Annotated in this window: 23 protein-coding genes; 2 read left to right on the top strand and 21 right to left on the bottom strand. The window is 42.5% G+C overall.

Annotated features, from left to right (window positions below; all coding sequences use genetic code 11):
* Positions 1-88: 88 nt before the first annotated feature.
* The 12 genes from fabI to fabZ all read right to left on the bottom strand — a co-directional run bounded on the left by fabI (position 89) and on the right by fabZ (position 9409).
* Entirely contained in the window at positions 89-847 is a 759-nt protein-coding gene (fabI, locus tag NL111_RS04610) for an enoyl-ACP reductase FabI (protein ID WP_285110558.1), read from the bottom strand.
* A 16-nt stretch (positions 848-863) separates the two neighbouring features.
* Positions 864-1631: a carboxyltransferase subunit alpha gene (accA, locus tag NL111_RS04605; protein ID WP_002831518.1), complete on the bottom strand. Its 768-nt coding sequence runs from the start codon at positions 1629-1631 to the stop codon at positions 864-866.
* Between the two features lie 16 nt (positions 1632-1647).
* Complete coding sequence (locus NL111_RS04600; RefSeq protein ID WP_285110557.1) at positions 1648-2472, bottom strand: acetyl-CoA carboxylase carboxyltransferase subunit beta; 825 nt, start codon at positions 2470-2472, stop codon at positions 1648-1650.
* Positions 2462-3829 (bottom strand): acetyl-CoA carboxylase biotin carboxylase subunit, encoded by a 1368-nt coding sequence (accC, locus tag NL111_RS04595; protein WP_002831516.1) that lies wholly within the window; start codon positions 3827-3829, stop codon positions 2462-2464. The genes NL111_RS04600 and accC overlap by 11 nt, the downstream gene beginning before the upstream one ends.
* 16 nt (positions 3830-3845) lie before the next feature.
* Positions 3846-4256, bottom strand: coding sequence for a 3-hydroxyacyl-ACP dehydratase FabZ family protein (locus tag NL111_RS04590; RefSeq protein WP_002831515.1), 411 nt, complete (start codon positions 4254-4256; stop codon positions 3846-3848).
* Between the two features lie 12 nt (positions 4257-4268).
* A complete protein-coding gene (locus NL111_RS04585) occupies positions 4269-4694 on the bottom strand; it encodes an acetyl-CoA carboxylase biotin carboxyl carrier protein (RefSeq protein ID WP_004165734.1) in 426 nt (141 codons plus the stop codon).
* Between the two features lie 4 nt (positions 4695-4698).
* Positions 4699-5925 (bottom strand): beta-ketoacyl-ACP synthase II, encoded by a 1227-nt coding sequence (gene fabF / locus NL111_RS04580; RefSeq protein ID WP_285110556.1) that lies wholly within the window; start codon positions 5923-5925, stop codon positions 4699-4701.
* A gap of 15 nt (positions 5926-5940) precedes the next feature.
* Positions 5941-6669 carry a 3-oxoacyl-ACP reductase FabG gene (gene fabG, locus NL111_RS04575; RefSeq protein ID WP_002831512.1) on the bottom strand — a complete coding sequence of 243 codons (729 nt, stop codon included), beginning with the start codon at positions 6667-6669 and terminating at the stop codon, positions 5941-5943.
* A gap of 84 nt (positions 6670-6753) precedes the next feature.
* Positions 6754-7698, bottom strand: a complete 945-nt coding sequence (locus NL111_RS04570; protein WP_285110555.1) for an ACP S-malonyltransferase — start codon at positions 7696-7698, stop codon at positions 6754-6756.
* 26 nt (positions 7699-7724) lie between these two features.
* Positions 7725-7961, bottom strand: a complete 237-nt coding sequence (acpP, locus tag NL111_RS04565) for an acyl carrier protein (RefSeq protein ID WP_002831510.1) — start codon at positions 7959-7961, stop codon at positions 7725-7727.
* Between the two features lie 26 nt (positions 7962-7987).
* A complete protein-coding gene (locus tag NL111_RS04560) occupies positions 7988-8947 on the bottom strand; it encodes a beta-ketoacyl-ACP synthase III (RefSeq protein WP_063504288.1) in 960 nt (319 codons plus the stop codon).
* A gap of 12 nt (positions 8948-8959) precedes the next feature.
* Positions 8960-9409 (bottom strand): 3-hydroxyacyl-ACP dehydratase FabZ, encoded by a 450-nt coding sequence (fabZ, locus tag NL111_RS04555; RefSeq protein ID WP_002831508.1) that lies wholly within the window; start codon positions 9407-9409, stop codon positions 8960-8962.
* Positions 9410-9805: 396 nt separating this feature from the next.
* On the opposite strand from fabZ, the gene NL111_RS04550 reads away from it, so the two are divergent.
* Together NL111_RS04550 and NL111_RS04545 are read left to right on the top strand one after the other, a co-directional pair.
* Entirely contained in the window at positions 9806-10138 is a 333-nt protein-coding gene (locus NL111_RS04550) for a DsrE family protein (protein ID WP_053905986.1), read from the top strand.
* A gap of 21 nt (positions 10139-10159) precedes the next feature.
* Positions 10160-10486 carry a heavy metal-binding domain-containing protein gene (locus tag NL111_RS04545; protein WP_119178850.1) on the top strand — a complete coding sequence of 109 codons (327 nt, stop codon included), beginning with the start codon at positions 10160-10162 and terminating at the stop codon, positions 10484-10486.
* A 297-nt stretch (positions 10487-10783) separates the two neighbouring features.
* Here NL111_RS04545 and NL111_RS04540 read toward each other — a convergent pair whose 3' ends face one another.
* From NL111_RS04540 to NL111_RS04500, 9 genes are all read right to left on the bottom strand, one after another.
* Positions 10784-11122 (bottom strand): hypothetical protein, encoded by a 339-nt coding sequence (locus tag NL111_RS04540; RefSeq protein WP_285110554.1) that lies wholly within the window; start codon positions 11120-11122, stop codon positions 10784-10786.
* Between the two features lie 115 nt (positions 11123-11237).
* Positions 11238-11609, bottom strand: coding sequence for a 50S ribosomal protein L19 (gene rplS, locus NL111_RS04535; RefSeq protein WP_002831503.1), 372 nt, complete (start codon positions 11607-11609; stop codon positions 11238-11240).
* 115 nt (positions 11610-11724) lie between these two features.
* Positions 11725-12480: an ABC transporter permease gene (locus NL111_RS04530; protein WP_004165726.1), complete on the bottom strand. Its 756-nt coding sequence runs from the start codon at positions 12478-12480 to the stop codon at positions 11725-11727.
* A complete protein-coding gene (locus NL111_RS04525; RefSeq protein WP_002831500.1) occupies positions 12464-13129 on the bottom strand; it encodes an ABC transporter ATP-binding protein in 666 nt (221 codons plus the stop codon). The genes NL111_RS04530 and NL111_RS04525 overlap by 17 nt, the downstream gene beginning before the upstream one ends.
* A 181-nt stretch (positions 13130-13310) precedes the next feature.
* Entirely contained in the window at positions 13311-14048 is a 738-nt protein-coding gene (gene trmD / locus NL111_RS04520; RefSeq protein ID WP_002831499.1) for a tRNA (guanosine(37)-N1)-methyltransferase TrmD, read from the bottom strand.
* A complete protein-coding gene (gene rimM / locus NL111_RS04515; protein ID WP_285110553.1) occupies positions 14048-14563 on the bottom strand; it encodes a ribosome maturation factor RimM in 516 nt (171 codons plus the stop codon). Before rimM ends, trmD begins: the two co-directional genes overlap by 1 nt.
* Positions 14564-14639: 76 nt before the next feature.
* Positions 14640-14912: a 30S ribosomal protein S16 gene (rpsP, locus tag NL111_RS04510; protein ID WP_002831497.1), complete on the bottom strand. Its 273-nt coding sequence runs from the start codon at positions 14910-14912 to the stop codon at positions 14640-14642.
* Positions 14913-15024: 112 nt separating this feature from the next.
* Complete coding sequence (gene ffh / locus NL111_RS04505) at positions 15025-16458, bottom strand: signal recognition particle protein (RefSeq protein WP_002831496.1); 1434 nt, start codon at positions 16456-16458, stop codon at positions 15025-15027.
* 16 nt (positions 16459-16474) lie between these two features.
* Positions 16475-16816, bottom strand: a complete 342-nt coding sequence (locus NL111_RS04500) for a putative DNA-binding protein (protein WP_285110552.1) — start codon at positions 16814-16816, stop codon at positions 16475-16477.
* Positions 16817-16818 lie beyond the last annotated feature (2 nt).

The following is a 16818-nucleotide window of genomic DNA, read 5'->3' as shown; positions in this document are numbered from 1 at the left end:
ACTTCTTTAAAAATACCTCACCACAAAAAGCCATAGCATTCCAGCTATGGCTTTAAAAGTATCGATAATAATTGCAAATTTAATAGTCCTAAACGAGGTGCACGCCTTTATCCACGTAAATCACGTCACCCGTTACTCCGGTTGCCAGATCACTTACTAAGAATGCCGCAACGTTTCCCACTTCATCAGTAGTAACGTTTTCGCCATCCACCGTCCGGCTTTGAGATTCTTTTAGCAGATCACGGTGTTTCTTAATTCCCGTAACTGCTAAGGTTTTAATTGCTCCAGCAGAAATTGCGTTAACCCGAATGTGTTGTTCGCCAAGGTCGCTTGCTAAATAACGTACACTAGATTCTAGCGCTGCTTTTGCAATTCCCATCATGTTGTAATTAGGGATTGCCCGGGTAGAGCCAAAGTATGTTAACGTTACAATGCTTCCCGAGTTCTTCATAATTTTTGCGCCGTAACGAGATACCGCGATCAATGAATAGGCACTCACGTCCTGCGCTAAATTGTAGCCAACCTTTTTGGTATTAATTACGCCACCTTCTAAGGTTTCCTTGTCGGCAAAGGCAATCGCGTGAATAATCCCGTCGACTTCGCCATATTCCGCCTTGATTTTATCAAAAGCAGCTTCAATATTTTCATCTTCGGCCACGTCACATTCCACTAAGGGAACGTCAGGAGCTACAAATTTGCTTAAGCTCTTTTTAATTCGATCATTTTGGTAAGTTAAAATTACTCGGCCGCCTTGGTTAATGATCGCTTGGGTACATCCCCAAGCGATACTATTTTTATTGGCTACGCCCATTACAATAATTGTTTTTCCACTAAGTATTCCTTCCAAATCGGTAACCCCTTTTCTAAAATTTACTAAACCGTTCGTGGCGCTGTTCAACAAGTTCGTCAGCCGAAAATTGTCGTAAACTTTCCACTTCGGAAACTAACATATTTTTTAAAACTTTCGTGCTTTCTTGGTCGACGACTTCCGGAATGATTTTATCAATGATTCCTTCGGTCAGCAGAATCTCTGGTGTCAGCTTTAATTCTTCCGCCGCGTCCGCCACTCGTTTAGCATCTTTCCAAACGATCGAGGCGTAGCCTTCTGGCGATAGCACCGAATAGATGCTGTTTTCAAACATCCAGACTCGGTCCGCAGTTGCCAAGGCTAATGCGCCACCACTACCACCTTCACCAACAATTACGCTGATGTATGGTACCCGTAGCTCCATGCCTACCATTAAGCATTGGGCAATTGCCGATCCCTGTCCGTGATATTCAGCATCCATTCCAGGATACGCACCCGGCGTGTTAACAAAGGTAATTACTGGGCGTTTAAATTTTTCAGCCTGTTTCATTAAACGAATTGCCTTACGATAGCCTTCCGGTTCGACCGTCCCGAAATGGCGTTCAATATTTTCGGCAGTATTTTTTCCCTTTTGGGTTCCGATAACGGTCACCGGTAAACCATTTAGTCGAGCAATTCCACCAATGATTGCCGGATCATCGCTTAATTGTCGATCACCATGAAATTCAGTAAAGTCGGTAAAAATATTATTAATCAAATCTTCGGTGGCAACCTTTTCTTTAGCCCGGGCTGCCATAACCGTTTCATATGCTGTTTTTGTCATTTTCATCCCTGCTTATTCATTCCGCATGGAGGCTTAACAAGTTATTTAAGTAGCTTTTTAAGTCCTTGCGTTCGACAATTGCATCCAAAAATCCATTTTTAAGTAACGTTTCTGCCTTTTGAAAATCCCTAGGCGGTTTTTGGTTAATGGTTTGTTCGATTACCCGCCGTCCCGCAAAACCAATTAAGGTTTTCGGTTCTGCCAAAATAATGTCAGCTTGCATTGCGTAACTGGCAGTCACCCCGCCGGTAGTTGGATCAGTCAAAACCGCGATGTATAACAAGCCTTCCGCGCTATGCCGAGCCACTTCGTCAGACACCTTCGCCATTTGCATAAGGGAATGGATTCCATCTTGCATCCGCGCTCCGCCAGAAGCCGTAAAGATGATCACGGGTAACCGCTCTTGGGTGGCTTTTTGGAAAAGATGGGCAATTTTTTGTCCGGTAACCTGGCCTAAACTTCCCATGATAAACCGGGAGTCCATCACCGCAATAGCTACCGCAAAATTACCAATTTTACCCTTTCCAGTCAGAACACTCTCGTTGACCCGGGTCTGCTTAATCCCGTTTGCTAACTTCTGGCGATACTTTGGGTCAGCGTTCTGAGGGTCGGTAGTAAGGGCTTTATCCCACTCTTCAAACTCGTCACAGACCATCTTAATTCGTTTGCGCGCACCAATTCGCATTCCGTACCCACACTTGGGACAAACTTCTAAGCTACCCGCGTGACGATAGTAATACTTCTCATGACACTCGGGACATTCACGCCATAAGCCTTCTGGAATTTTCTTCAGGCGCTTAACAATTTCTTCTTGGGTTGGCAAGGAAAACTTACTTTTCATTATTCAACCACTCTTTCAAAAAGTTATTTTCAATATATTTAGTTGAAAATTGTGCCTTTTCAAACCCTTTATCAACTAACAACGCTTCTAAGAACGTCTTGTTACATTTAACCCCAGCAATTTCAAATTCCTTTAGAACTCGTCGCATTTTAACAATTGCTTCTTGACGAGTCGGCATTTTTACAATCATTTTAGCGATCATTGAGTCGTAGAACGGTGGAATTAAACTTCCTTGGGTAATTCCCGAGTCAATTCGCACTCCCATGGTTCCCACCGGTAAAAAGAGGTGGTCAATCTTACCAGCCGATGGCATAAAGTTGTTACTAGGGTCCTCAGCATTAATCCGACATTCAATTGCGTGACCTAAAATGTTTACGTCAAGCTGACTAAAACTCAATTTTTGGCCTTCCGCAATCTTAATTTGTTCCTTAATTAATTCAATTCCAGTAACTTCTTCGGTAACGGTATGCTCCACTTGTAGGCGCGTGTTCATTTCCATGAAGTAAAAATGGTGATCTTGATCCATAAGGAATTCGATGGTGCCGGTGTTATAGTACTTAATTGCCTTAGCCGCCCGAACCACGATTTCACCTAAAGTTTCCCGTTCCGTGTGAGAAATTACTGCGCAAGGCGTTTCTTCAATCACCTTTTGATTGGTCCGCTGAAGTGAACAATCTCGCTCCGGTAAGAAAACGTAGTGTCCATACTGGTCGGCAATCACTTGCATTTCAATATGCTTGGCGTTTTCAATAATTTTTTCTAGGTATAAATCCGCGTTACCAAAAGAAGTTTGTGCTTCACGTTGCGCCGCTTGGTAAGCTTTTTTTAGTTCGTCTGGTGAATTAATTCGCCGGATTCCCTTTCCGCCACCACCGTCGGCCGCCTTTAGCATTACGGGATAACCGATCTGCTCCGCAACCACCATGGCGTTTTCTAAATCCCGCACCATCCCGTTACTACCTGGAATAACCGGTACGTTCGCACTAATCATGGTTTCACGGGCCCGTGATTTATTACCCATCAACTCGATTGTCTGGTAACTTGGTCCGATAAATTTTAAATTACTTTCTTCACACAACCGCGCAAATTCAGCATTTTCTGATAAAAAGCCATAACCCGGATGAATTGCGTCACAGCCGGTTAAAATGGCTGCGTTAACAATGTTAAAAGTATTTAGGTACGATTCCGCTGGTTGGGGACCGCCAATACAGACTGCTTCATCCGCGAGGCGTACAAAGAGGCTATTTTCATCTGCGGTAGAATAGACTGCCACTGCCTGAATATCTAGCTCGTGTAACGAACGAATAATCTGTACCGCAATTTCACCCCGGTTGGCTACTAAAACTTTTTGAAACATCAATACTCTCCTCTTTCTAGCCCACGATGAAAGTTAAATCAGCTTCACAAACCACTTCGTGTCGCTCATTTTCAATCACCCCGTGGCCCGTCCCAATTTGACGCTTCAGTTTGGTTAATTCCACGGTTAGGGTTAACTCGTTTCCAGGAACCACCCGTTGGTTAAAGATTGCCGACTTAATCCCGCCAAAAAAGGCGTTTTTGCCAGCAAATTCGGGTGCTGATAGTAGTGCACAGGCCCCCGTTTGCGCAAGTGCCTCAATTAATAATGGTTCCGGCATAAATAGTTCGCTTTGATGGCCAAAAAACCATTCGTTGATGGTAACTTGCTTTTGGGCAACCGCCTTTTTGCCATCTTCTAAATTAATCAACTGGTCAATTAATTGAAATGGTGGCCGTTGGGGAATGATGTCTTGTACATTTACCATTTCCACGCCCCCCTATTTTTCGCGAATCCGAGCGATTGGCTGGTCATATTCCACCATAGAACCATTATCAACCAGGATTTCGACAACTTCGCCTTCAATTGGTGAATGAACTTCGTTAAACATCTTCATTGCTTCAATCAAGGCAACGGTGTCACCTTTTTTAACCGTACTACCTTCTTGAATATACGGATCTTCGCCCTCTGCCGGAGCAAAATAAACCACTCCCACAAACGGTGCCTTAATTTCAGCTAACGGTTCGCTTTCAGGCACGGAAGGAGCCGCTTCCGCTACCGGTGGATTATTTTGCATTACGGGTTGGCTAACCGCTACTGCTTCTTTTTTAACCTTTAAATTAAAGTCGCCGTCGTGAATTTCAAATGACGTAAACGACGATTGATCCAATTTAGTTAATAATTTATCTAAATCAATCTCTTCCATTTTCTCACCTCTTAAATGCTAATACCGCATTATGCCCGCCAAAACCAAAGGAATTACTGATTGCTGCATGAACCTTTGTTCGCCGGCTGTCTTCCGTTACCAACGGAATGTTGACTTCCGGATCCTTAACTTGAAGCCCGACGTTTACTGGCATCACGTCATTTTGTAATGCCGCAATGGTTGCTACGGCTTCAATGGCACCTGCCGCCCCTAATAAATGTCCGGTCATCGACTTAGTACTACTTACTTGGTAATGATCGTTGTCAGCAAAAACCTTCGCGATTGCTTTAGATTCCGCGCTATCATTAGCGTAGGTACTGGTCCCATGGGCGTTAATGTAATCCACGTCTGCAGGAGTTAAGCCGCCTTCTTGTAAGGCCATTTCCATCGCCCGGATAGCTCCACGGCCGTCAGGATCTGGCTGGGTCATGTGGAAAGCGTCACTAGTCATTCCGTAGCCGACAATTTCTGCTAAAATTTTTGCACCACGGGCCTTCGCGTGTTCGTACTCTTCTAAAACTAAGGTAGCGGCTCCTTCACCCATGACAAAGCCATTTCTTTCCTTATCAAACGGAATCGAAGCGCGTAAACGATCCGTCGCGGTCGATAACGCTGTTAAGGCCGCAAAACCGGCAATTCCGATTTCATTAATTGATGATTCGGCACCACCAGTAATCATTACGTCCGCATACCCATTTTTAATATGGTGGAACGCATTACCAATGGCATTATTAGCGCTAGCACAAGCCGTAACGATCGCTTGACTAGTATTTTTGGCATTAAAGTACATCGAAATATTACCCGCCGCCATGTTCGTGATTGAATTAGTAACGAACAACGGAGAAACTCGTTTAGGTCCCTTGGTGTTCATTTTGATTACTTGTTCTTGAATTGTGGTTAACCCGCCAATTCCAGAGCCGTAGATAACTCCCATCTGTTCGGGATCCACTTCTCCATCCTTAAAATCGGCTTGCTCCATGGCTTCTACCGCCGTGTACAAAGCGTATTGGGAAAATGGATCCATCCGCTTAGCAATTTTTCTTTCTAAACGTTCGGTAGCGTTAAAATCTTTAACTTCTCCAGCAACCGTAATTCCAGTAGGTTCAGCATCAAAATGAGTAATCTGGTCGATTCCTACTTTGGATTCATTTAACCCTTCAATAAAGGCGTCCCGACTATTACCAAGTGGGGTCAGTGCCCCCATTCCTGTTACAACAACTCTTCTAGTCATATTTTCCTCCTTGATTTAAAGGGTCAATCCGCCGTCCACGGTCAGAACTTGCCCAGTAATGTAATCATTTTTCAGTAAAAAGCTTACCGCCATGGCAATTTCTTCCGGTTGCCCAAAACGGTGCATTGGAATCATTTCTTCAGTCTTAGCGCGAACCTTGTCGCTTAGTTTTCCCGTCATTGCCGTCTCAATCATGCCGGGAGCAATCGCGTTACACCGAATATTTCTTAACAAACCTTCGCGGGCGGTTGTTTTGGTCAAACCTACAATTCCCGCCTTGCTAGCAGAATAATTAGCTTGGCCCACGTTTCCGTGAGTTCCTGAAATACTAGAAATGTTGACAATGTTTCCCGAACGTTGCTTTTGCATGATTTTCATTGCGTATTTAGTAACTGAAAAAGTTCCTACTAGGTTAGTCGCGATAACTTCTTCAAAATCTTCTACCGACATCCGACTCAACAACTTATCGCGGGTAATGCCGGCGTTATTAATGACAATGTCCACGTGACCTTGTTCTTCGTTAAGTTCGTTAAGCAACGTCCCCACTGCTTCGTCAGCGCGAATATCCAAGTTCTTGAAGGTAATTCCTAAATCATTAAGTTCGTTTTGTAACGCTTCATCTTCAACTGCCCGGCGCGCAGTGATAAAGACCTTCGCACCTTGTTGCGCTAAATCTTTAGCGATTGCCAGTCCGATTCCTTTCGTTCCGCCAGTAACTACCGCAACTTTATCTTTAATATCCAATTATTATGGCCTCCTAATTAAAGACTGAGAAAACTTAAATTAAATTTTCCCAGCCTATTCGTGTCTATCAATGTCCGTAAACCTTTAGATAACCGGTTCCTTAGCTTGTTTAGTCACCAGGAACTCGCGTAATTTATTTAAATTTTCCACCCGGTCAACGTTAAAAATTGGTAGTTCCGCTTTTTTTAACGTTTTTTTCGCAAAACCACTCAACGCTTTGCCAGGTCCCACTTCAATAAGACAGTCCAATTCATCAACGTTTAAACTATTTAAACAATCCGTAAAGTAAGTCGGATGTGTTAACTGCTTCACTAAGGTTTCCTTCAAATTACTTACGGTAAACGGCGCCTTCAGCGTATTGCTAAGTACCGGGATTTGCGGTTCTTGAACCGGAACGTTTGCTAAGCGCTCTGCTAAACGAGCACTAGCTGGCATCATATACGGAGTATGCGAAGCCACCGGCATTTTGATTGGAACAACGCGTTTTACGCCCGCCGCCTTTAAAGCCGCACTAAAGCGTTCAATTCCCTCTGCGTTGCCACCAAAAACGGTTTGTTTTGGCGTATTATAGTTTGCTGGAAAAACGTCACCAACTTCTCGGGCATCCGCTAACGCTTCATCAATTACTGAAGGTTCTGCGTTGAGCACCGCTACCATTTGACCAGGGTTTTGTTTACCAGCTTCACTCATGTATCGCGCACGGTCTCCAATTACTGCTAAACCATCCGCCAATGAAAAACTACCTGCCGCTAACAATGCAGAATACTCACCTAAGCTTAGTCCCACAAATTTTTCTGCCCGCAGTTTTTCCTGCCGTAAAATTCGTTCCACCCCTAAGCTAAAAATCACAATCGCTAATTGGGTATTGACGGGATCATCCATTACCGCAGGATCTGCAAAATCTTGGTCTAAAATTTGACTAGCTTCATCAACTAAAGCCCGATAAGCTGGTTCAGTTTTATAGAAGTCTTGCCCCATTCCCGCAAACTGCTGACCCTGTCCGCTGAATAAGTATGCTGCTTTAACCATTACGCTCTCCTTAATACTGACTAAAACTAATCTTGATTTTCAATGATGTAATCAACTAATTTGCCTACGGTATCCATGTTTTCGTCAGTATCAATGTCGATATCAAATTCATCTTCTAATTGATCCACAACTTCAAAGATGTCCAAGCTATCTGCTTCTAAATCTTCTGAAAAACTAGTTTCCATTGTGATCTTGCTTGCGTCTTTTTCCAATTGGTCTGCGATTACTTCTTGTACCTTTGCGAATACTTCTTCTTTTGTCATTTTATGTTCCTCCAAATAATATGTTTTTAAAATTTAATTACGTTAGTTCCGATGGTCAGACCACCGCCAAAGCCGCTGAACACAATGATGTCGCCGCGTTGGATTTTATGTTCCTGCATCAGTTCTGCTAAAAGCAACGGTTCACTGGCTGCCGCGGTATTCCCATAATCAGCAATGTTAATCGGAAACTTCTCTATCGGAAGTTCCAATCGTTTGGCCACGCTTTTAATAATGCGGGCATTCGCCTGGTGTAATAGGAAATACTTAACGTCTCTCGCGTCAATTTCCGCCGCTTGTAACACTGCACGAATTGATTCAGGAACCCGGTTAGTTGCAAATTCGTAAACCTTGCGGCCATTCATTTGAAAAAAATAAGATTGCGTTGAATCGGTTAACGCAGCTACGTTACCAGCTGTGAGGTGTTCCCCTAAATCGCCATAAGTAGTTAGTCGTTCGGCAATTAAACTAGCAGAACTCGCGGGATCATTTTCAACTAAAACGCCCGCCGCGGAATCACCGAACAAAACTGCCGTACTCCGGTCTTGCCAATCTAATAAGCGAGAGAGCGCCTCTGAACCAATTAATAAAGCCTTATGATAATTCGGCGATTGAAGCATCTGGTTCACCACGCTCATCCCGTAAACAAATCCGCTGCACGCAGCACTAATGTCAAAAGCCATGGCTCTAGAAGCTTTAAGAGCACCTTGAACTTGCGCAGCCACCGAAGGAGTTTGGTAGTCCGGAGACATGGTTGCCACCACGATCAGATCCACCTCTTCGGGAGCGGTATTCGTCTTGGCTAGTAAATCTTCTGCGACCCTAGTTGCCATTACAGCATTAGTTTCTTCATCAATTCGATGTCGCTGCTTAATGCCGGTTCGTTTTGAAATCCATTCGTCCGACGTATCTAACGTTTGAGCTAGCTCGTCGTTAGTAATAATCCTTTCTGGACTATACTTTGCCGAATCAATAATTTTTAATCCCATTTACTTCACCGACTATGCTTTAGGCTGGTCAGTCGCCCCAACAATAAAGGTCAATTGAGCTTGGCAAACTTTCTTTTCACCAACGGTTGCAAAAGTTTCCACAACCCCCATGTTGCGTTTTTTCTTAATCATTTCGACGTGTAATTTCAAAACGTCCCCGGGACGAACAATCTGGCGGAATTTAGCATTATTAATCGCGCCAAGGTATGCTGTCTTCCCGGCAAACTCTTCCGACTTCAAAATTAAAATTGAAGCTGCTTGTGCTAATGATTCAATAATTAATACGCCAGGCATTACCGGATTACCCGGGAAATGTCCTTGGAAAAATTCTTCGTTAATAGTAACGTTTTTAGTTGCAATGATTGATTTTCCTGGTTCTAATTCGTCAACGTAATCCATAAACAAGATTGGATAACGATTTGGAATTAATTCCATGATTTCTGCCGCGTTTAAAATACTCAAATTCTTATTTCCTCCTCAACCGAGTGTTCCTTGCGATTCCTTATATAAGGAATATTCAAAAGAATAGCGAGAAAAATATCTTTGCGCAATTGATTTTAAAATATGAACTTTTTTCTATTTTTTAATAAAGCTCCGCTAAACTCCGTAACCACGGGGCTGAAGGCTTTCCTTTCTTACTGAAACAGTTTGATGTGAATCGTCACAATTAATTAACCCCATGTACCAAAATTACCTTTAGACCGGCTTTTAACGTGTCAAGTCTTTTTTATACATCCTAGACATCGTTAATGGTGTACAAATAAACTGATTGTGTAACTTGCTTTTAGCTCCCTACCGTCTTTGATTCGCGTTATAATATGAGTTACATAACCATTGAGAAATGCAGACTCGTTACTAATGAAAATAATTATCCATATTGACGAAATTGAAAAATGGCCGATGGTGTTAAGCAATCTCGCACATTTGAATGAGCATTACGTTAATTCAGACGACGTGATCGAATTACTTGTTAACGGTCCGGCAGTGGTGGCTTTACAAACTACACAGGCTCGTAGTGCGTCAATTCAATCCGCACTACAACCACAAAATCAGTTAGCCGTTTGCCAAAATTCATTAGACCAACGACAAATTAATCCCGGGAGTTTAATTTCAGCAGCAAAAGTTGTTCCCTCGGGGGTTGTTGAACTAGTAGAAAAGCAATCCGCTGGTTATGCATATTTACGTCCGTAACTTATACGAGGAGGAATTTTTATGGAAGAAATGTTAGTTACCACTACCGAACACATTCCTGGCAAGAAATATCAGGTGCTTGGAGAAGTTTTTGGCTTAACCACCCAATCAAAGAACTTGGTGCGCAATATTGGCGCAGGACTAAAAAATATCGTTGGTGGCGAAATTAAGGACTATACCAAGATGTTAGACGAATCCCGCCACATCGCGGTCCAACGTTTACGCGAAAATGCTGCAGAAATGGGCGCCGACGCCGTAGTCATGATGCGTTTTGACTCTGGATCAATTGGTTCGGATATGCAGTCGGTTGCCGCTTACGGGACTGCCGTTAAGTTTATCCAAGCGTAGTAAAGGGTTTTAATAAAAAAGGAAAGTCATATCTCGTTTAAAGGTATGTCTTTCCTTTTTATTTTTGCTTGAAATTTTAATATACGTATTCTCTTGAAGATCGTTAATTCTAATAATGGTAAACCGCTCGGTTAATTTACTTAAAGCTCATGATGTCCCCTCAACTTAATCAGTCACTAATAATGAATTAATAACTAATTTATAGTCTTTGTTATCAAATTAAAAAGAAATCCTAAGTATACGAAATGCTCCTCGAATACCCCGGATTCCTTTTTGATTAATTACCTAGTTGAGTTATTAATATTTTTCAGCAATCTTTAGAACTGCTTGTCTTGTATTAGCAGCTTTCCAGTGTCCGTTTGCGCCTGAATAATGGGGTAGCTTTTCAACCAGGCGTTGCGCAAATTGACGTAAAGTTGCGGCAGTTTTATCTCCAAGTCCAACCAAGACGGCCTGAGATGAAACGCCAAGTTGATCAAGATGTGATTCCAGTGCCTTGACCTCAGCTTCCCCACTAACCACGTTATCACTCTTACTTTCATTAATGGCTACTAAATCAGTCATAAAGGCTCCACAAAGTGGAGTACCATAAACAGCTGCTGCTAAACGATAGTCGAGGCTCTTTTTTTTGACCATGGAAATTTAAAAAATTTAGCATTTTCTTTTCATTCTTAACAACAAAAAAACCAACCCGCAATTAAGCGAATTGGTTTCTTCAATAGTCGTTACCCAATCTTAGTAGGGCTAAAGACTATTTGTTTTTCATAGCGTTAGCTTTACGACGGTCTTCCTTAATCCGAGCTGCCTTACCATGTAGTGCACGTAGGTAGTAAAGCTTAGCACGACGAACGCGACCGTAACGAACAACGTCAATCTTAGCTACACGTGGTGAGTGGAGTGGGAATGTCCGTTCCACACCAATTCCGTTACTGATCTTGCGAACAGTGTATGTAGCACTAATACCTGAACCATGACGCTTGATAACTACCCCTTCAAACATCTGGATCCGTTCGCGGTTACCTTCAACAACCTTAGCGTGAACCCGAACAGTATCACCAGCGCGGAATTCAGGAATGTCATCGCGAAGTTGTTCTTTTGTAATCTTGTTGATTAATTCATTCATCAAAAAATCTTCCCTTCACCAATCTTCTTAACTCACCCGGAGCCAGCGGAACATTGTTAATTGTTGGCATTCAAGCCAAATAAAATAATAACACATCCGCTGCTGTGATGCAAAGTTATTTTAGCTGTAAATCATCATTATAAAAAAGCGGATACGCCATATAACACGCAATCACGCTACCAATACTAGTAGCCGCTAGTAACATGAAAGTTACCATAATTTGGTACAAAATAGCCTTTGTCGGATCCACTCCGGCAAAAATCAACCCCGACATCATTCCGGGTAAACTTACAATTCCAACCGTCTTAGCCGAGTCAATGGTCGGCGACATTCCCGTCTTAATTGAACTTTGAACAATCGCCCGTGACGCCTGTTTTAAATTAGCTCCTAACGCCAATCGTTCTAAAACCCCTTGACGCTGGTCTTTAAAGGTTTGGTTCATGCTACGGTAACATAAACCAATCGCCACCATCGTGTTACTAGCAATCATCCCAGAAATTGGCACGATTTGGCTGGGGGTAAATTTAATTGCGCGAGCCAACACTAGCAAGCAAATGGTAGTTACGGTGGCCACGCTAATCGCTAAGAGACTGATAAAAAACGCGTGGGGAATCTTGTCCGCCCGTTTTTTTGCGTTAAGAGCGGCATTAAAGATGATGATTAACACCATTAAAATGGTTAACCACACCCGATCAACCTTAATAACGTACGTTAAAACGTAACCCACGACGGTTAATTGAATAACCGCTCGTACTACTCCCACCACCATGTCTTTTTCCAAACCAATTTTTTCGTGTAAATTGATTCCTAAGGCAATAATCACCAGGATGATGGCGAAGGATAATGCTAAGGGACTAACGATTAAGTTCATGTCGTTCACCTACAATTCTGCCATTTTCAACTGTTACTAACCGATGAGCTAAACCAATTTCGGCTTCATCGTGCGTAATTGCCAAAACCGTAATTTTACTTTTTTGATTCATTTTTTCAATTAATTGATGGACAATCGCCTTGGTATCCACATCTAACCCCGTGGTAACTTCATCTAGCAAAAGGACCTTTGGTGGGAAGAGTAAGTTGCGTACCAACGCTACCCGTTGTTTTTCGCCACCTGAGAGATCAACAATTGGTTTGTCCAAAAAGCGCGCCGTTAAATCGACCTGTTCGAGCGACCTAACTGCCTTATCAGCATTAAAAGGATGGTTACGAATTTCAAAAGGAAACGCTAAATTATCGCGCACCGTTTCCCCAAACAACGTGGGTTGCTGAAAACAATAAGAAACTTCCTTACGGTATTCAATTTTGGGGATCGCAAGCTGGTCTTCCCCATGATACATAATCGTTCCGCTTGTCGGGGTCAGCAACGTGGCCAAAATCTTTAAAAAAGTACTTTTCCCCGACCCCGATGGGCCAATTATCGTAACATAATCACCAAGTTCCGCATCAAAATCAATTGAATTTAAAATTCTGGTTCCGTTAACCACGTAATTAAGATTACGAACGGAAAAGATTTTGGTCATAAAAGTCACTCCCCTAACTTGTTTAGATTCATTATAATTTAAAAAAACGTAAGTTACTAGTAAAAAGAGGATGAACCGCTATTCTAGCAACATAGTTATCTTCTAAAATATTTTTAGGGTGGCCAGCTTTGCGCCATGTCATCCTTTTACTAGATAATTGCTAAAATAATGTTCATCCTCATTATATATCTGGCGTTTGCAATTCCCGGAGGATTTTTTGGTCTTCCGCCGTTAGCCTAGCAGTTTTTAGCAAATCTGGGCGACGTTCGAGCGTCTTCTTTAACGCCATGGTTCGGCGCCACTCGTCAATTTTGCCATGATTACCACTTAATAAAATCTCGGGAACTTTTAATCCTCGAAAGTCAGCGGGACGGGTATATTGCGGAAACTCCAGTAATCCAGTTGAAAACGAATCATCTTCAGCAGATTCGTCATTACCTAAAACATCTGGAAGTAAGCGCACCGTTGCATCAATCATCGTCAACGCTGCTAGCTCACCACCGGTAATCACAAAATCACCCAAAGAAACTTCGTCGTCAACCAACGTCTTAATCCGCTCATCATAACCTTCATAATGGCCACAAATAAAGGTCAGATGTTCTTCTTTCGCAAAGTCTTCTGCCATCGCTTGGTCGAATCGTTTGCCACCCGGATCTACCAAAATGACCCGACCTGCCGATTGCTGGTTTTGGCTTTTAACATGTTCCATAGCGTCAAAAATTGGCTGCGGCGTTAACAACATCCCGGCGCCGCCCCCGTATGGGTAGTCATCAACGTTCTTGTGCTTATTAGTTGAATACTCCCGAAAGTCAGTCACCTCAACGCCTAATTTGCCGCTTTCGATCGCTTTTCCCACGATTGACTCGTGGAGTGGCACTTCAACCATTTTCGGAAATAAAGTTAAAATATCGATCTTCATTAATCTAACCCCTCAGGTACCACGACCTCAACAATACTTTTATCTAAGTCAACCTTTAAAACCACGTCGTTCAAATATGGCAGTAACAAGTCTTTTTTACCCGGCCGTTCAACTACCCAAACATCGTTAGGGCCATATGATAAAATCTCTTTCACTTTGCCGAGGGTTTGTCCATCTTCAATTACCGTCAAACCAATAATTTCATGTTGGTAAAATTCACCATCTGCGAGTTCTTGAAGCTGGTCTTCAGCAATTTTTAGCATCATGCCCTTGAACTTTTCGACTTCGTTGATTGAGTCTAGCCCGGCCAATTGGATTAACCACATTCCCTTAAAAGGCTTTGCCGATTGCACTGTCACCGCTTGGGTTGGTGTCGTTGCGTTTGCGTCTTTAAACAATTGCAACTCGGTGCCGGCTTGGAAACGTTCTTCCGGGAAGTCGGTGTACGCAATCACCTTGAGTTCACCGCGTAAGCCACGCGTGTTGACGATTTTGGCCACGTTATAATAATTCATTATTCTTCCTCCGATACAAAAAGAAGGGCGTAATAAAACAACCGTTTTACTTACGCCCTTCATTTCAGGTTAAAACCTATTTTGTATATTTAGCTTCGTGATACTTCTTCATAATTCCTGCTTTAGAAAGAATATTCTTAACCGTATCCGAAGGTTGTGCACCATTGTTTAACCAGTTCATGATTTCTTCTTCTTCAAGCTTAACAGCAACTGGTTCAACTAATGGGTTGTATGTTCCAACTTGGGCGATAAAACGACCATCACGTGGTGAACGTGAATCAGCAACCACGATACGGTAGAAAGGACGCTTCTTCGAACCCATACGTTTTAAACGAATCTTTACAGACATGTTAACACCTCCACTATTTATTCACGAGTAATAATATACCAGTTATTCGAAGAGATGTAAAGGTTTTTTCCTTAACAGATTAAATTTAATTATTTAATCAGCTAAAATACGGTTATTTCCGCTTTTTATTCTTTTTCATCCGCTTCTTTTTGTTCTTTTTGTTTCGCTTAACCATCGAATTCATTGCCATTTTAGACAATTTTCCTTTAATTCCGTTACCAAACATCCCTTCCATTGGGCCAAAGTTTCCCTTAGACATTTGGTTCATCATTTTCTTCATTTGGTTAAACTGCTTGATCATCCGGTTAACTTCGACAACTGGCCGACCCGATCCGGCAGCAATCCGCCGCCGACGACTCGGATTTAAAATGTCCGGATTTTCGCGCTCTTGTTTAGTCATTGAGTAGACGATTGCCTTAGTATGCTCAATGTCCTTCGGATCCACGTTAATGTTCTTTAACGCAGGATTATTCGCCATTCCTGGAATCATCTTGACGATGTCTTCAATCGGGCCCATACTTTGAACTTGATTCATTTGATCTAAGAAATCGTTGAAATCAAAGGTGTTTTCCCGAATTTTCTGGGACATTTCAGCCGCTTGCTTTTCGTCGAATTCCTTTTGGGTCTTTTCGATTAAAGTAAGCATATCTCCCATGCCCAAGATTCGGGAAGCCATCCGGTCTGGATGAAAGACGTCTAAGTCTTCCATCTTTTCACCTTGACCAACAAACTTGATTGGCTTACCGGTTACTGCTCGAATTGACAGAGCAGCACCACCACGAGTATCTCCATCTAACTTAGTCAGGATTACCCCGGTGACGTCTAACTTGTCATTAAAGCCTTCCGCAGTGTTTACCGCGTTTTGCCCGGTCATCGCATCGACAACCAATAGAATTTCATCCGGATGTGCTAGATCCTTAATGTCGGCTAACTCTTGCATTAGCTTTTCATCAATTTGTAAACGTCCTGCCGTATCGATGAAAACATAATCATTCTTGTTTTCAGCTGCTTGTTCAAGACCATGCCGAACAATTTCAACCGGGCTGACGTCGGTACCCTCTTGATAAACTGGGACGTCAATTTGTTCACCGACTTGAACCAATTGGTCAATCGCCGCAGGCCGATAAACGTCAGCCGCAATTAACAGCGGGCGAGCTTTCTTTTCATTTTTTAGCTTTAATGCTAATTTACCAGTCGTCGTAGTTTTACCAGCACCTTGCAACCCTGCCATCATGATTACGGTAGGAATCTTAGGTGCCTGATTTAAAGGACTAGCTTCGGTTCCCATCATCTTCACTAATTCATCATTAACTAGCTTAACGATTTGTTGTGCCGGATTTAATCCTTCTAAAATATCCGAACCGAGTGCTTGTTCTCGGACGGTTTTAACAAATTTCTTTACAACGGTAAAGTTAACGTCGGCTTCCAACAGGGCGAGACGAATCTCTCGCATGGTATCCCGTAAATCGGCTTCCGTTACCTTTCCTTTTTTTCTTAAATTATTAAAAGTTTTCTGTAAACGTTCTGTTAGACCTTCAAAAGCCATTGACAGCCCCTCCGTCTTATTCTTCTTCACTTTGCTCAAGGTCCGCTAAAAAACGCTTGAGCTGGGTATCTTCTGGATATTTCTTGGCAACGTACGCCTTAATACGGTCAAATTTGGCGTTTCGGGCCTCAAAATTACGCAAAAGGTGCAACTGTTGCTCATATTTTTCCAGAATTTTCACGGTCCGTTTAATATTATCATACACTGCTTGACGACTAACGTGAAATTCCTCAGAAATTTCGCCTAAAGAATAGTCATCAGCATAATACAGGGTGATGTACTCTTTTTGCTTCGGGGTCAACAACTGTTCATAAAATTCCAACAAGCTATTGACCCGATTATTCTTTTCAATTTCCATAG

This window comes from Pediococcus sp. AC40 (assembly GCF_030252485.1).
In the GTDB taxonomy this organism is placed as follows: Bacteria; Bacillota; Bacilli; order Lactobacillales; family Lactobacillaceae; genus Pediococcus; species Pediococcus acidilactici.
The sequence above is the reverse complement of the archived record's forward strand: the minus strand, read 5'-3'. Positions and strand labels throughout refer to the sequence as shown.

Excerpts from the sequence above, each read along its gene's own strand:
- accA (WP_002831518.1), bottom strand. The coding sequence starts at position 1,631 with ATGACAAAAACAGCATATGAAACGGTTATGGCAGCCCGGGCTAAAGAA.
- NL111_RS04600 (WP_285110557.1), bottom strand. The coding sequence starts at position 2,472 with ATGAAAAGTAAGTTTTCCTTGCCAACCCAAGAAGAAATTGTTAAGCGC.
- accC (WP_002831516.1), bottom strand. The coding sequence starts at position 3,829 with ATGTTTCAAAAAGTTTTAGTAGCCAACCGGGGTGAAATTGCGGTACAG.
- NL111_RS04590 (WP_002831515.1), bottom strand. The coding sequence starts at position 4,256 with ATGGTAAATGTACAAGACATCATTCCCCAACGGCCACCATTTCAATTA.
- NL111_RS04585 (WP_004165734.1), bottom strand. The coding sequence starts at position 4,694 with ATGGAAGAGATTGATTTAGATAAATTATTAACTAAATTGGATCAATCG.
- fabF (WP_285110556.1), bottom strand. The coding sequence starts at position 5,925 with ATGACTAGAAGAGTTGTTGTAACAGGAATGGGGGCACTGACCCCACTT.
- NL111_RS04570 (WP_285110555.1), bottom strand. The coding sequence starts at position 7,698 with ATGGTTAAAGCAGCATACTTATTCAGCGGACAGGGTCAGCAGTTTGCG.
- acpP (WP_002831510.1), bottom strand. The coding sequence starts at position 7,961 with ATGACAAAAGAAGAAGTATTCGCAAAGGTACAAGAAGTAATCGCAGAC.
- NL111_RS04560 (WP_063504288.1), bottom strand. The coding sequence starts at position 8,947 with ATGGGATTAAAAATTATTGATTCGGCAAAGTATAGTCCAGAAAGGATT.
- NL111_RS04550 (WP_053905986.1), top strand. The coding sequence starts at position 9,806 with ATGAAAATAATTATCCATATTGACGAAATTGAAAAATGGCCGATGGTG.
- NL111_RS04545 (WP_119178850.1), top strand. The coding sequence starts at position 10,160 with ATGGAAGAAATGTTAGTTACCACTACCGAACACATTCCTGGCAAGAAA.
- NL111_RS04540 (WP_285110554.1), bottom strand. The coding sequence starts at position 11,122 with ATGGTCAAAAAAAAGAGCCTCGACTATCGTTTAGCAGCAGCTGTTTAT.
- rplS (WP_002831503.1), bottom strand. The coding sequence starts at position 11,609 with ATGAATGAATTAATCAACAAGATTACAAAAGAACAACTTCGCGATGAC.
- NL111_RS04530 (WP_004165726.1), bottom strand. The coding sequence starts at position 12,480 with ATGAACTTAATCGTTAGTCCCTTAGCATTATCCTTCGCCATCATCCTG.
- NL111_RS04525 (WP_002831500.1), bottom strand. The coding sequence starts at position 13,129 with ATGACCAAAATCTTTTCCGTTCGTAATCTTAATTACGTGGTTAACGGA.
- trmD (WP_002831499.1), bottom strand. The coding sequence starts at position 14,048 with ATGAAGATCGATATTTTAACTTTATTTCCGAAAATGGTTGAAGTGCCA.
- rimM (WP_285110553.1), bottom strand. The coding sequence starts at position 14,563 with ATGAATTATTATAACGTGGCCAAAATCGTCAACACGCGTGGCTTACGC.
- rpsP (WP_002831497.1), bottom strand. The coding sequence starts at position 14,912 with ATGTCTGTAAAGATTCGTTTAAAACGTATGGGTTCGAAGAAGCGTCCT.
- ffh (WP_002831496.1), bottom strand. The coding sequence starts at position 16,458 with ATGGCTTTTGAAGGTCTAACAGAACGTTTACAGAAAACTTTTAATAAT.
- NL111_RS04500 (WP_285110552.1), bottom strand. The coding sequence starts at position 16,816 with ATGGAAATTGAAAAGAATAATCGGGTCAATAGCTTGTTGGAATTTTAT.